This is a genomic window from Gymnodinialimonas sp. 202GB13-11, from assembly GCF_040932485.1.
GTDB lineage: Bacteria > Pseudomonadota > Alphaproteobacteria > Rhodobacterales > Rhodobacteraceae > Gymnodinialimonas > Gymnodinialimonas hymeniacidonis.
Window position 1 is genome coordinate 2,191,401 of record NZ_JBFRBH010000001.1, and the last position, 13,132, is coordinate 2,204,532.

Genomic DNA, 13,132 nt, shown 5'->3' on the forward strand with positions numbered 1-13,132 from the left:
GTCGCACTTCCATCCTCTGATATTCGCTTTCTGGATAGCCATGTACTTTGGTGCTACGCTTTGGACATATCAGGAAAGGAAGCGCCATGCGGCTGGCCATCATCGGAAAAGGCGCGATTGCGGGGTATGTAACCGACGCCATCCTCGAACAATCTGACCTGTCCCTGGACGGGCGGGTTTTGCGGCAGGCGCAGGCCCATGCCATTGTTGATGTTGCTGACCTGCCGCCCGTCGATTTGCTGATTGATTGCGCGGGCCATGCCGGGCTGGCGCAGCACGGGCCAAAGGCGCTGGCGGCTGGGATCGACGTTCTGACCCTGTCGCTCGGCGCATTGGCCGACGCTGAGCTTTCGGCTCAACTGGAACACGCCGCCCGGTCTGGCGGGGCGCAACTCCACCTTGCCTCAGGCGCGATTGGCGCGCTTGACGCCCTGCGCGCGGGCGCGGTGGGTGGCCTCAGCACCGTCACCTATACCGGGCGCAAACCGCCCGCAGGGTGGCGCGGTTCCCCAGCGGAAGATATGGTCGATCTGGATACGCTGACGGAGGCCGCCACTCATTTCACCGGCACCGCCCGCGAAGCCGCCCTCGCCTATCCCAAGAACGCCAACGTTGCCGCCGCCGTGGCCCTTGCAGGCGCGGGCTTTGACGACACGCGGGCAGAGCTGATCGCCGACCCCGCCGCCACCGGAAACATCCACGACATCCGCGCTGAAGGGGCCTTTGGCACCATGGCCTTCCGCATCACCGGCAAGGGCCTGCCCGATAACCCCCGCTCCTCCGCACTCGCGGCGATGTCCGCTGTGGCCGCCATCCGCCAGGCAGCCGCCCCCATCCGGTTCGCGTGACATGGCCCGCCTCTACAACCGCGCCCTGAACCGCCTGAAGCTACGCCAACTCAGCCTCTTGGTCACGGTTGGGCGACTTGGAAACATCCAGGCCGCCGCCCAGGCAGAGAATATCAGCCAGCCTGCCGCCACGCGTATGGTCAAAGACCTTGAGGCCGATTTCGACACGCAACTTTTCGAGCGCACCAATCGCGGTGTGATCCCGACCGCGCAAGGTGCCGCCCTGATCCGCCACGCGCAGCTGATTTTCACCCAACTCTCCAACGCCACGCAGGAGATGGAAGATATCACCGAAGGCAGTGCAGGCCGGATCGTTGTGGGTACGCTTCTGGCCGGGGCCGCACAACTTGTGCCAATGGCCGTCCAGCGTGTGCTGTCCGAGCGTCCGAACGTCACGATCCGGATCATGGAAGGCACAAACGACGCCCTAATGCCTCGCGTCCAGACGGGGGAAGTTGATATGGTCGTTGGCCGCCTGCCGCATCACCGGCACCGCAAAGGGCTGATGCAGGTGCCGTTGATCCATGACGATGTGGTACTGGTCGTGGGCCGAAACCATCCCCTGGCCGGACGCGCCGATCTCACATTCGACGATCTCCGCCCCTACGGCTGGATTCTTCCCCCGCCTGAAACGACCCTGCGCCGCCAGATGGATGAAGTTTTCGTCGAAGCCGCGCAATACGAGCCGCCAAAAGTGGTCGAAAGCGTCAACTACCTCAGCAACCGTACCCTTCTCGGTGCTGGCGAATTAATCGGCCTCGTTCCGCGCACCGTTGCCGCCCTCGACATGGCGCTGAACGTGCTGACCCGTCTGGACTACGCCCTGCCCTTCGGCTCTGGTCCCATCGGGGTCACGCACAGGGGTGACGACCAACTCTCGCCCGCGGCACTCCTGTTTCTGTTGGCCTTGCAGGAAGAAGCCGAGGTTCTGAACCGGGGCCGCGCGGCCTCTAGCTGATCAGGGCGGTCGAAAGCCAAGGCGCGTAACTGAGCAGGATCAGTACAACCGCCACCGCAATCAGGAACGGCCAAAGCTGACGCAGGATGCGACCGGTGGGCGTCTCTCCCATCGCGCTGGCAATATAGAGGCCAACGCCCACCGGCGGCGTCAGCAGCCCCAATACAAGGTTCAGTGAAATAACAACGCCAAACTGATAGGGGCTGATCCCGTAGCTTTCGATAGCGATGGGCAAGAGGATCGGCGTCACCAGAATGATCGCCGCGATCCCGTCGATCACCATGCCCACGAACAACAGGACCACATTCACGATCAACAGAAAGAGGAACGGGTTTTCAGTGACTGTTGTGATGAACTCGGCCAACCGTTGCGGGACGGCCTCGTAGATGATGACCCAACCGAACACGTTTGCAGCAGCGATCATGAAGATGATCAACGCCGCATTCAGTGCCGTGCGCTTGAACATCTCGAATAGCTTTTTCGGCTCCAACTCTCGATAGAGCAGCCATCCCAGTGCAAACGCCACCACCGACGCCACGGCCGCAGATTCCGTAGGGGTCGCCACGCCGCCGATTATGCCACCGATGATGGCCGCCGGGATCAGCATCGCAGGCAGCGCGTAAAGCAAGGCTTTTCCAGCCTCGGACGCCTTCAACCATTCCCCCTTCGGGAATTGCTGTTTTAGGCCGATCAGTGCAATCACGATGGCGAAACAGACCGACAGGATCAGGCCCGGAATAATCCCAGCCAGGAACATGTCGCCAATGGGTATCTGCGCCAGCACCCCGTAGATCACGAATAGCATCGAGGGCGGGATCACCGGGGCGAGCAGCCCACCCGCCGCCGTGGTTGCTGCCGCAAAGCCACGATCATAGCCCTCTTCCTCCATGGCCGGGACCATGGCGCGCGACATCACCGCGATCTGCGCGGCGGCAGAGCCGACAATCGCCGCCATGAACATGTTCGCCAGCAAGTTGATGTAAGCGAGGCCCCCCCGGAACCCTCCCACGAAGACCCGCGCCGCATTGATCAGACGACGCGTCATGCCGCCTTCATTCATCAACTCGCCCGTCAGCATGAAAAGCGGGATGGCCAGCAAGCCGTACGCCTCCACGCCCGAGAACATCCGCTGCGCGAAGCTGTCGTAAAGGATCGTGTTGTCACTTTCCCAAATGTACCACATCGCCGTCAGCGCAAGGACAACGGCAACCGGCACGGCCAGCAGCAGCTTGGCAAAGAACAGCGCCGGGGTCATGTGGCGACCTCCGGGCCATGGCTTTCCGGCGGCGCGAAGTTCAGTAGATGCGCCGTGGCGTGCAGGAAAACACCTGCCGAGAAGATCGGCATGACCAGCCAGATCACCCATTTCGATACACCCAAGGTGCTCGTCGGCTCCGCATAGATGAAATTGAAGGTGCTGCCCTGAAACGCCATCACGTCCCACCCGTTTTGTGCCAGCGCGAGCGGGTTGAACCAACGCCAACAGAACCACAGCATCGCTGCGGCGAAGACGAAGACGGCTAGGTCCACCAACTTCGCAGCTACGCGCTTGGCTCCTTCTGGCAACGCGTCAGTCAGGATCGTGATCGCCACCTGCTGCCGCATCTGGATCGCTGCCGAAGCACCCAGAAACGTCATCCAGACCATTGTGTAAATCGCCGCCTCATCCACCCAATAGATCGGCGCGCCCGCCGTGCGGGTGACGACGTTGAGCAGGATCAGAAGCGTCACACCCACCGCTAGAATGGCGGCGGCAGAAAGCTCAATCCTGGCCCAAAAACGTGAGATACGGGTCAACATGACAGGCGTCCAAGCAAAACCCGGACGCCCGCAGACGCCCGGGTTTGTTCGTTTGAAATCAGATCACTCGCGGGTCGCGTCAGCCACGCCGCGCAGGGTTTCCAACGCCTCACCGGCGCGCTCTTCCCAGATGCCTTCCCATTCAGCCACGGCATCCCCGAAGAAGTCGCGATCGGCCTCGATATAAGTCACGTCGAAGTCGCGGATTTCTTCCTGCCAGCCCGCATCACGCTCCACATATGTGGTCAGAACACCGTCCACAGCGGCCCCCATCAGGTCGGAGATCATCGTGCGGTCTTCCTCCGACAGGCCCGCCCAGACCCGGGCCGAGACGAGGCCCACCATCGGGAACATCATGTGGTTGGTGCGCAGCATTGTGTCGGCATGTTCATGGTAGCGCAGCAGCACGATCAGCTCGCTGTCCATGTCGATCCCGTCGACCTGCCCATTGGCCAGCGCATCGAACACGGCGGGCAGCGGCATCGGCGTGGGGGCCGCGCCGATCGCATTGTAGAAATCGAGGTTTGCCTCAAACGGCGTGATGCGGATTTTCTGGCCCGCAAGCCCGGCCGCATCGGTCACACCGCCGTTCGTGAGGATATGACGCATCCCCGCGCTGCCATATCCAACGCCGACAACGCCCAGCGAACCGGGCAATTGGTCGAGCATCGCACGCGCCTCGTCCGAGCGCAGAATGGCCGCGGCGTGGGCCATGTCATCGGCGAGGAACGGCTGGTAGAACGCGCCGAAGTCCGTGGCGCGGTTGGAAATTTCGGCCACCGTCATGAACGCCATGTCGAGCGCGCCTGACTGCAACTGTTGCAGCATGTCGGCCTCATTACCCAACTGCCGCGCCGGGAAGACGGTTACGGTATGTTCGCCACCCGAGGCTTCGGACAAGGCGGTGCCGAACTCTTCGGCGGCCAGCGTCCAGACGTGGGGTGGCGGCGTGATCAGGCCCAAGCGGAATTCCTCAGCCTGCGCCGTCCCGGCAAACCCGGTCACGGCCATGGCCGCAGAGGCCAGCAATGCGTTGAATGTCTTCATGTCTTTTCTCCCTATCCGCCCTCGGCTTCTTGTGTGGCCGGGGCTATTTTTGATTGGTTCCGGCAGAGCCTAGCCGGATTTCGGACGCCCGCGCAACGGATTGCCGCTAAAGCGTCACCCAGCCTTCAGGCGGTTCCTTCCCCGGATGCACCTCTCCGCATGATCCGCAAGTCCGCGCCTCTTCCGAGTCGTAGAACCTGGCATAAACAGGTGGCAGATCTTCCACGATGCTCTTCAGATGCAACTCCGCGCGGTGCACAAGGCTTCCACAATTAAAGCAATACCACTCGATCGCATCCACCGCGCCTTCGGGGCGTTTGGGTTCTATCACCAAGCCTACCGATCCCTCCATCGGGCGTTGGGGTGAGTGGCGCACATGGGGCGGCAGCAGGAACACCTCCCCCTCCCGGATCGGCACATCGTAGAATTCGCCCTGATCGTAGAGCTTCAGGACCATGTCGCCTTCGAGCTGGTAGAAGAACTCCTCCACCGGGTCATCATGGTAATCGGTGCGCTTGTTCGGCCCGCCCACGACCGTCACCATTATATCGCTGTCCTCGAACACCATCTTGTTGCCGACGGGCGGTTTCAAAAGGTGGCGATGTTCGTCAATCCAGGCTTTGAAGTTGAAGGCCGATAGCCGTCCCATGTCCGTCACTCCCCGTATCTGTCGCACATTAGTTTGCCCCGCTCAGGTATAACCGCAAGCGTTCATTTTCGCGCCCACTATCCGGAATCCTGATATCAAAGATTGGCGAAATACTCCGCCTGCTCCCAATCCGAGATATGGGCGAGGTAGCGCATCCACTCGTGCCGTTTCAGAGTGATGAACCAATCGTGGACCTCTGGCGTCAGCGCGGCGCGTAACGTGTTGGAAGCCGCGAAGGCCTCAATCGCCTCTCCAAGCGAGACCGGAAGCGCAGGTGCACCACCGCCATAGGGGTCGATCATTTCCGGCGGTGGGTCTTGTGCCGCCTTGAGGCCCGCGTGGCCGGAGATGAGTTGCGCCGAGAGCGCCAGATAGGGGTTCGCAGCACTGTCAGGCAGCCGGTTTTCGACGCGCCCGTCGAGCGCGCGCACCATAGCTCCACGATTATCGTGCGCCCATGCGATGCACGTCGGAGCGAGCTGATAGGGCGTGAAGCGTTTGTAACTGTTGACCGTTGGATTGGTCAGAAGCGCGCAAGCCGGGGCATGGGCGAGCAGGCCTCCGATCCAATGGGCCATATTGAAATCGGGCGCGAGGCTCTGGTGGATATGCCATCCATTCGCCACCGCATTCGGCAAGGCAGGCTTCGGCATGAAGCTGGCGAGCATCCCGTGGCGGTGGCTCAACTCCTTGGCCAGCATACGGAACTTCACCGCCTGCTCGGCCACCTCGGACGGCGTGCCGGGCGCAAACGTGACCTCGTATTGCGATGGTCCCATCTCCACCTCAACCGAACGCACATCAATGCCCATCTCCTCCGCTGCGCGGCGCAGGCGGTCGAGCATCGGCTCAACCTCCGAGTAACGGGTCTCGGTCAGATACTGATAGCCCTGCGTTGTGTTCTCCACCTGCGGCGGGTGCCCGGGCATGGTCGACTGCGCCGGCGCCAGCGACGGATCGACCACGCGAAACACCTGGAATTCGATCTCCACGCCCATCGTCGCGCGCAGGCCCTCCTCCGCCAAGGCCTCCTCGCAGCTGCGCAGAATTGCGCGGGAGCAGAACGGGCTCTCCACATCGCAATGGATCAATGCGGAATGGGGCGACCAGGGCAGTTTGCGGAAGGTCGCGGGATCGGGCCGCAAGACCACGTCCGACGCCCCTTGCATCGGCGCGCCCTCCCCCGCCCAGACCGGAAAGGCGGTGCGATGCGACAAGTCTTTCAACAGCAGTGTCGAGGGCACCCTTAGGCCATCCGCCAACACGCTTGGCAACGCGCTGGCCGTCACTGTCTTGCCGCGCAGCACCCCGTGCGGGTCAGTGAAGACAACGCGGATCGTCTCGATCCCGTCTCGTTCCACCAGCTTCAGAATTTCGTCTGTCGTCAAACGCTTGCATCCCAGGGGCAATGGCCCCGACGTTCCAAGTCTGCCGCAAGGGACGCCGCCTGCCAATCCTCATCCGGGGCAATCGCATCATTCGACAGCGGCCCCTTGATGGCCTCCGTCCCGCCATTTTGCATCTTGAGGCCCGACGCATCACCCTCTTCCACGGCCTTGATCGCGGCGCGCAGCATGCGGCGATATTTGATGATGCCGACGTCGGTCTTGCCCAGATGCTCGAACCGCCGATCCTGTATCCGGCCCATCGATTCCACCGCCCATTGGTCATGCACGTTGATGTCGAGACCCATGCCCGTATAGGTCTGGTCGGCCTGTTCGTCGGGGTCGTAGCCATAATTGTTACGCGCATTCTTGAGCGGCGCGTAGTCCGGCAACCGATGCTCGGCCAGCCGCTGGTCGCGCATCGTAGCCTTGTCGACGGGCGCGTTGAAAGAAGTGAACATCGAATACCAATAGCAGGTCTCGTCATCGACGGGCACATGCCATTGGGTGATCGTCATCTCGCGGCTCATCGGGATGCAAATGGCCTGCGGGAAGATCTGGTTCGTGACGCGCACATGGGTCCGCCCATCATCGAGATGGCGTAGCGCGGTGAGTTTCATGCCGTAGTCGGTTTCATCCACCATGATCTCGGGGCGCGGATAGTCGCGCAGGAGTTTTGTCATCGGAATTTCGGTGTTTCCAGCCTTATCGCGGAATTGCTTGCCGTAGCTGTCCGCCGGGTCCTCATCCTGCAGGAAGCGGTGCAGGAAGGAAGCGTGCGCAGGGTCGATGCCCACTTCCATCGCTTGCAGCCAGTTGCATTCCCAGAGGCCCTTGAACGCGAAGACATGGGTGTCGGGCGCGCGGAAACAGTCGAAATCGGCAAAAGGCGGCGGGTCGCCTTCGCCCATATAGGCCCAGATGATGCCGTTGAGTTCGCGCACCGGATAGCTGACGGCCTTGATCTGCTTATGCATCCGGCTGCCTTCAGGCTCGCCGGGCTGTTCGACGCATTGGCCGGTGCAATCGAAGTGCCATCCGTGGAACGGGCATCGCAGGCCATTGTCTTCCAGCCGCCCATAGGCAAGGTCCGCGCCGCGATGGGGGCAATGTCGCCCGATCAGGCCAAGCGTTCCGCCCTCGTCACGGAACAGCACCAGCGCCTCGCCCAGTAGCGTCACCGGCACCACGGGTCGCGCGCCCATCAACTCATCGCTCAACGCCGCCGGTTGCCAATACTGGCGCAGCACCTTCCCCGCGCCGGTTCCCGGTCCGATCCGGGTGATCTGATCATTCAACTCCTGACTCATCATGGGCGCGGCACCTCATTCAATTGTGCGATATACGCACATTTGTTGACTTATTGAGCCTGCCGCGCTTTGCTGCACCTGTCAACGAAAGCAGGGCCGATGTCGAAAACCCTCTCTTCCACGCTTCTCAAAGGTCTCGACGTGATCGCAGCGTTTGAGGACGCGCCCGCGCTGACCCTGTCGCAAATCGCCGAGCGCGCTGGCCTTGACCGGTCCACCGCACGCCGCCTGACACTCACATTGGTTGAGGCCGGATGGGCCCGCCAACAAGGCCGCGCCTTCTCACTTGCGCCTCGCGTCCTGCGCCCGGCTGGCGCATTCCTGCAAGCGGGCAGCTTCGGGCGCGCCGTGCAACCCACGTTGAACGCCCATGCGGAGACCTTAGGCGGAGAGATCAGCCTCGCCGTGCGTGACGAAAATGTCGCCGTCTACGTCGCCCATTCGGCGCGCCCCGGCGCGCGGGTCTCGCTTGGCCTGACGGTCGGCTCCACCCTGCCTCTCGACACCACGGCCATCGGACAGGTGTTGAAAGGCAGCGACCAACCCGCGCAAGTTATCCGCGGCGCGTATGAAGCCGGTGTCTGCGGCCTTGCCGTGCCCATCGGCCCTCCCGAAACGCCGCAAGCCGCCCTTGGCACAACCCTTCCCCTCGCCCTGCCCGACCTTGAAACCCGTCTCGAAACGGCGCTCGCAGCATTGCAAATGGCCGCGGCCGACTTGAAGGATGTGCCGGGACTTGCACCCCATACCTGATTGCGGCATTCGATCCATTGCAATTTGAGACCAGAGGTCTCAATACTGAAGCGGCGCGTGGACCTAACGCCTGCGCGTTTTGGCCGTATGGCCTTGCACGTCGCTGCGGGATTAAGGCTGTTGCAGGGACCATTTTGGGGGGACGAAAATCATGGCGCAACCGGTATTGGACCTGTCCCCGAAAGTCTCGGACGAAATCCGCAAAACCACCTGCTACATGTGTGCCTGCCGCTGCGGGATCAACGTGCACATGAAGGAGGGCAAAGTTGCTTATATCGAGGGCAACCGCGACCATCCGGTGAACCAGGGAGTACTGTGTGCCAAAGGCTCAGCAGGCATCATGCAGGTCAACGCGCCCTCGCGTTTGAAAGCGCCCCTGAAACGCGTCGGCCCACGCGGCTCGGGCGAATTCGAGGAAATCAGCTGGGAAGAGGCCTACACGATCGCCGAGGGCTGGCTGCGCCCGATCCGCGAGGAAGACCCCTCCAAGCTGGCGTTCTTCACCGGCCGCGACCAATCGCAATCCTTCACAAGTTTCTGGGCGCAGAATTTCGGCACCCCAAACTACGCGGCCCATGGCGGCTTCTGCTCGGTCAATATGGCCGCCGCCGGCATCTACACGATGGGCGGCGCATTCTGGGAATTCGGGCAGCCCGATTGGGATCACACCAAGCTGTTTATGCTCTTTGGCGTCGCCGAGGATCACGACAGCAACCCGATCAAGATGGGCCTCGGCAAGATCAAAGCGCGCGGGGCCAAGGTCATCGGCGTGAACCCGATCCGCTCAGGTTATAACGCGGTCGCTGACGAATGGGTCGGCATCACGCCCGGCACCGACGGGCTGTTTATTCTCGCCATGGTCCACTGCCTGATGAAGGCGGGTAAGATCGACCTCGACTACCTCGCGCGGTGGACGAACGCGCCGGTGCTGGTCGACAAGGACACCGGCCTCTTGCTGCGCGACAAAGACGGCAAGGAACTGGTCATCGACCGCAAGACGGGCAAGCCCACCGCCTTTGACAAGAAAGGCGTGCAGCCTGACCTGTCGGCCACCCACAAGGACGGCCACAAGCCCGTCCTCCACCACATGGCCGAACGCTACATGTCCGATGAATACGCGCCGGAGAATGTGGCCGACCGCTGTGGCATTCCCGCCGACAAGATCCGCGCCATCGCCGCCGAACTGGCGCGCGTGGCGTTTGAGGAATCCTTTGAGCTGCCCATCGAATGGACCGACTTCCGCGGCGAAACCCACACCTCCATGACCGCGCGCCCAGTCTCCATGCACTCCATGCGCGGGATCAGCGCGCACGCCAACGGCTTCCAGACCTGCCGCGCGCTGCATGTCCTGCAAATCATCCTGGGCAGTGTCGAAGCCCCCGGCGGCTTCCGCTTCAAGCCGCCCTACCCCAAGCCCTCGAAAATCCACCCCAAGCCGCACTGCAAGGTCACACCCGGCCAACCGCTCGACGGCCCGCATCTGGGCTTCACCCATGGCCCCGAAGATCTGGCCCTGAAGGAAGACGGTACCCCCGCCCGCATCGACAAGGCCTATACCTGGGAAAACCCCATGAGCGCCCATGGCCTCATGCACATGGTCATCTCCAACGCCCATGCGGGCGATCCCTACAAGATCGACACGCTCTTCATGTACATGGCCAACATGTCGTGGAACTCTTCGATGAATTCAGGCGGCGTCATGCAGATGCTGACCGACAAGGATGAAAATGGCGAGTATGTTATCCCGCATATCATCTATTCCGATGCCTATTCGTCCGAGATGGTCGCCTATGCCGACCTGATCCTGCCCGACACGACCTACCTCGAACGCCACGATTGCATCAGCCTGCTCGACCGCCCGATCTGCGAGGCCGACGGGGCCGCCGATGCGATCCGCTGGCCCGTGATCGAACCCGACCGCGACGTCAAAGGCTTCCAATCCGCCCTCTGCGACCTCGGCGCGCGCCTCGGCCTGCCCGGCTTCGTGAATGAGGACGGCTCCCAGAAATACGCCGATTACGGCGATTACATCGTCAACCACATCCGCCGCCCCGGCATCGGCCCGCTGGCCGGTTGGCGTGGCGAGAATGGCGACCAGCACGGGCGCGGCGACCCGAACCCCGATCAGCTGAACCAGTATATTGAGAATGGCGGCTTCTTTGTCAGCCACATCCCCGAGGGCGCGAACTACATGAAGCCCTGGAACGCGGCCTACCAGGATTGGGCCGTGGAAATGGGCCTTTACGACACGCCGCAGCCCTACCTCTTCACGCTCTTCGTCGAGCCAATGCAGAAGTTCCGCCGCGCGGCCGAGGGCCATGGCGACATCCAGCCACCCGAGCATCTGCGCGAGCAGGTCCGCGAGAACATGGACCCGCTGCCGTTCTGGTCCGACCCCGCGCCGGCCAACAAGGTCGATGACTACCCCATCACCGCGCTCACCCAGCGCCCGATGGCAATGTATCACTCCTGGGGCACCCAGAACGCTTGGCTGCGGCAATTGCACGGCCACAATCCGCTCTACGTGCCCACCAAGCTGATGCGCGAGAACAACCTGAACGATGGCGACTGGGCCAAAGTCACTTCGCCCCACGGCACAATCACCGTGCCGGTCATGGAGATGGCCGCGCTCAACGAAAACACCGTCTGGACGTGGAACGCCATCGGCAAACGCAAAGGCGCTTGGGCGCTGGATGAGGACGCGCCGGAGGCCACCAAAGGGTTCCTGCTGAACCACCTGATCCACGAGCTTCTGCCCGCCAAAGGCGACGGCCACCGCTGGACGAACTCCGATCCGATCACCGGACAAGCGGCGTGGTTCGATCTGAAAGTCCGCATCGAAAAGGCCGAAGCACCCACCGAAAGCCAGCCCGCCTATCCACCGATCAAATCGCCCGTGGGCAAGGGTCCCAAGGACCTTGCCTGGAAGGTAGGGCAATGAAGCTAGTGACTGCATTTCTGTTGAGCGGCGCGCTTGCTGGATCTGCTGCTGCGGACTCCGAACTCACGGCTGCCTCCGCTGCAGCGTCGCAAAACGGATGGCGCACATGGCATGCCGAACACGGTCTGGGATCATTTGATATGACTGGTCTTTCCGAGACCAACGTCATCGTCCACAATCCTGACAATGGCCCAAGAAGCCAATGGTCTGTCGAATTGGTCGGAGCACGCGACTCTTCCACTAACACCTGTTCGTGGGCGTGGGCGTTGGACGACCTGTCTCACCTCCCCCGCACTTCTGCGCAAGCCGTCTTCACCCACGCAGAAAACACCGGGGCGGCCGCTCTGTCGCAACCGGCGCATATCCTCGACTATCACGATTGTGCCGACTGGCTTGGGCACGCCATTGTTCTTGGCGACCCGCAGGTCATCATCCCCCTGAGTTACGGAAGCGAACGGGTCCATTACTTCGGCTTCATCAGTCAGATCGCGGGCTCCTCATGATATCCAACCGTCCTCTTCCATGTGCCAAAAATATCCCGGGGGTCGTCCTTTGCGGCGCCATTGGTTCAAGCCCAATGGACGACGAGGGGGCTGGCCCCCTCGCACGGTCGCCGCGCGCAAGCGCGGGGAAACCCCTTCCACTCAGCCAGGCCTGACCCATGACCCAGCTTCCCACCTCGACCCAGAAAAAACTCGGCCTCGTGATCGACCTCGACACCTGCGTCGGGTGCCATGCCTGCGTGATCTCCTGCAAAGGCTGGAACACCGAAAACTACGGCGCGCCGCTTTCTGATCAGGACGCCTACGGGTCCGACCCATCGGGCACCTTCCTCAACCGCGTGCATTCCTATTCCGTTCAGCCGCTGGCGACCTCCGCCAAACCGCACCCGGCGGCACAAACCATCCACTTCCCAAAATCCTGCCTGCACTGCGAAGACGCGCCCTGCGTTACCGTCTGCCCCACCGGCGCCAGCTACAAACGCGCGGAAGACGGCATCGTTCTGGTCAACGAAAAGGACTGCATCGGCTGCGGCCTTTGCGCCTGGGCCTGCCCCTACGGCGCGCGCGAGTTGGACCAGGACGAAGGCGTGATGAAGAAATGCACGCTCTGCGTCGACCGCATCTATAACGAAAACCTGCCCGAGGAAGACCGCGAACCGGCCTGCGTGCGCACCTGCCCCGCCGGCGCGCGCCATTTCGGTGATTTCGCCGATCCCGAAAGCAATGTGTCCAAACTCACCGCCGAACGGGGTGGAATGGACCTGATGCCGGAACAGGGCACGAAACCGGTCAACAAATACTTGCCGCCGCGGCCCAAGGACGATCTGCCGGAATTTGACGTCCTCGCCCCCTATCTGGAGCCTGTCGCCGAAAACCCCGGTGGCTTCATCGGCTGGCTCGACAAAGCGCTCGACGCCCTTCCCGGAAAGGCGAACTGA

At 62.2% G+C, this 13,132-nt stretch carries 12 protein-coding genes; 6 read left to right on the forward strand and 6 right to left on the reverse strand.

Features of this window, described 5'->3' with window-relative positions; genetic code table 11:
• The first annotated feature begins 86 nt into the window (after window positions 1-86).
• Window positions 87-848, forward strand: coding sequence for an aspartate dehydrogenase (locus V8J81_RS10925; RefSeq protein WP_368475779.1), 762 nt, complete (start codon window positions 87-89; stop codon window positions 846-848).
• A 1-nt stretch (window position 849) separates the two neighbouring features.
• Window positions 850-1,806, forward strand: a complete 957-nt coding sequence (locus V8J81_RS10930; RefSeq protein WP_368475780.1) for a LysR substrate-binding domain-containing protein — start codon at window positions 850-852, stop codon at window positions 1,804-1,806.
• On the opposite strand, the gene V8J81_RS10935 is transcribed toward V8J81_RS10930, so the two are convergent.
• The 6 genes from V8J81_RS10935 to V8J81_RS10960 all read right to left on the reverse strand — a co-directional run bounded on the left by V8J81_RS10935 (window position 1,799) and on the right by V8J81_RS10960 (window position 8,000).
• Window positions 1,799-3,061, reverse strand: coding sequence for a TRAP transporter large permease (locus V8J81_RS10935; RefSeq protein ID WP_368475781.1), 1,263 nt, complete (start codon window positions 3,059-3,061; stop codon window positions 1,799-1,801). The genes V8J81_RS10930 and V8J81_RS10935 overlap by 8 nt on opposite strands.
• Window positions 3,058-3,606, reverse strand: coding sequence for a TRAP transporter small permease (locus tag V8J81_RS10940; protein ID WP_368475782.1), 549 nt, complete (start codon window positions 3,604-3,606; stop codon window positions 3,058-3,060). Before V8J81_RS10940 ends, V8J81_RS10935 begins: the two co-directional genes overlap by 4 nt.
• A gap of 63 nt (window positions 3,607-3,669) precedes the next feature.
• Window positions 3,670-4,653 carry a TRAP transporter substrate-binding protein gene (locus V8J81_RS10945; RefSeq protein WP_368475783.1) on the reverse strand — a complete coding sequence of 328 codons (984 nt, stop codon included), beginning with the start codon at window positions 4,651-4,653 and terminating at the stop codon, window positions 3,670-3,672.
• Window positions 4,654-4,759: 106 nt separating this feature from the next.
• Window positions 4,760-5,302, reverse strand: coding sequence for a 3-hydroxyanthranilate 3,4-dioxygenase (locus V8J81_RS10950; protein WP_368475784.1), 543 nt, complete (start codon window positions 5,300-5,302; stop codon window positions 4,760-4,762).
• Between the two features lie 95 nt (window positions 5,303-5,397).
• Window positions 5,398-6,690, reverse strand: coding sequence for a glutamine synthetase family protein (locus V8J81_RS10955; RefSeq protein WP_368475785.1), 1,293 nt, complete (start codon window positions 6,688-6,690; stop codon window positions 5,398-5,400).
• Entirely contained in the window at window positions 6,687-8,000 is a 1,314-nt protein-coding gene (locus tag V8J81_RS10960; RefSeq protein ID WP_368475786.1) for an aromatic ring-hydroxylating dioxygenase subunit alpha, read from the reverse strand. The genes V8J81_RS10955 and V8J81_RS10960 overlap by 4 nt, the downstream gene beginning before the upstream one ends.
• 96 nt (window positions 8,001-8,096) lie before the next feature.
• Here V8J81_RS10960 and V8J81_RS10965 point away from each other — a divergent pair, with 96 nt between their 5' ends.
• From V8J81_RS10965 to V8J81_RS10980, 4 genes are all read left to right on the forward strand, one after another.
• Window positions 8,097-8,750, forward strand: a complete 654-nt coding sequence (locus tag V8J81_RS10965) for a helix-turn-helix domain-containing protein (RefSeq protein ID WP_368475787.1) — start codon at window positions 8,097-8,099, stop codon at window positions 8,748-8,750.
• A gap of 151 nt (window positions 8,751-8,901) precedes the next feature.
• On the forward strand, window positions 8,902-11,691 hold the full coding sequence (locus V8J81_RS10970; RefSeq protein WP_368475788.1) for a molybdopterin oxidoreductase family protein: 2,790 nt from the start codon (window positions 8,902-8,904) through the stop codon (window positions 11,689-11,691).
• Window positions 11,688-12,194 (forward strand): DUF6882 domain-containing protein, encoded by a 507-nt coding sequence (locus V8J81_RS10975; protein ID WP_368475789.1) that lies wholly within the window; start codon window positions 11,688-11,690, stop codon window positions 12,192-12,194. Before V8J81_RS10970 ends, V8J81_RS10975 begins: the two co-directional genes overlap by 4 nt.
• 158 nt (window positions 12,195-12,352) lie before the next feature.
• The gene (locus V8J81_RS10980) at window positions 12,353-13,132 is read left to right on the forward strand and encodes a 4Fe-4S dicluster domain-containing protein (RefSeq protein WP_368475790.1); all 780 of its coding nucleotides are present in this window, start codon (window positions 12,353-12,355) and stop codon (window positions 13,130-13,132) included.

Coding starts and splice junctions, on each gene's coding strand:
- V8J81_RS10925 (WP_368475779.1), top strand. CDS start 87: ATGCGGCTGGCCATCATCGGAAAAGGCGCGATTGCGGGGTATGTAACC.
- V8J81_RS10930 (WP_368475780.1), top strand. CDS start 850: ATGGCCCGCCTCTACAACCGCGCCCTGAACCGCCTGAAGCTACGCCAA.
- V8J81_RS10935 (WP_368475781.1), bottom strand. CDS start 3,061: ATGACCCCGGCGCTGTTCTTTGCCAAGCTGCTGCTGGCCGTGCCGGTT.
- V8J81_RS10940 (WP_368475782.1), bottom strand. CDS start 3,606: ATGTTGACCCGTATCTCACGTTTTTGGGCCAGGATTGAGCTTTCTGCC.
- V8J81_RS10945 (WP_368475783.1), bottom strand. CDS start 4,653: ATGAAGACATTCAACGCATTGCTGGCCTCTGCGGCCATGGCCGTGACC.
- V8J81_RS10950 (WP_368475784.1), bottom strand. CDS start 5,302: ATGGGACGGCTATCGGCCTTCAACTTCAAAGCCTGGATTGACGAACAT.
- V8J81_RS10960 (WP_368475786.1), bottom strand. CDS start 8,000: ATGATGAGTCAGGAGTTGAATGATCAGATCACCCGGATCGGACCGGGA.
- V8J81_RS10965 (WP_368475787.1), top strand. CDS start 8,097: ATGTCGAAAACCCTCTCTTCCACGCTTCTCAAAGGTCTCGACGTGATC.
- V8J81_RS10970 (WP_368475788.1), top strand. CDS start 8,902: ATGGCGCAACCGGTATTGGACCTGTCCCCGAAAGTCTCGGACGAAATC.
- V8J81_RS10975 (WP_368475789.1), top strand. CDS start 11,688: ATGAAGCTAGTGACTGCATTTCTGTTGAGCGGCGCGCTTGCTGGATCT.
- V8J81_RS10980 (WP_368475790.1), top strand. CDS start 12,353: ATGACCCAGCTTCCCACCTCGACCCAGAAAAAACTCGGCCTCGTGATC.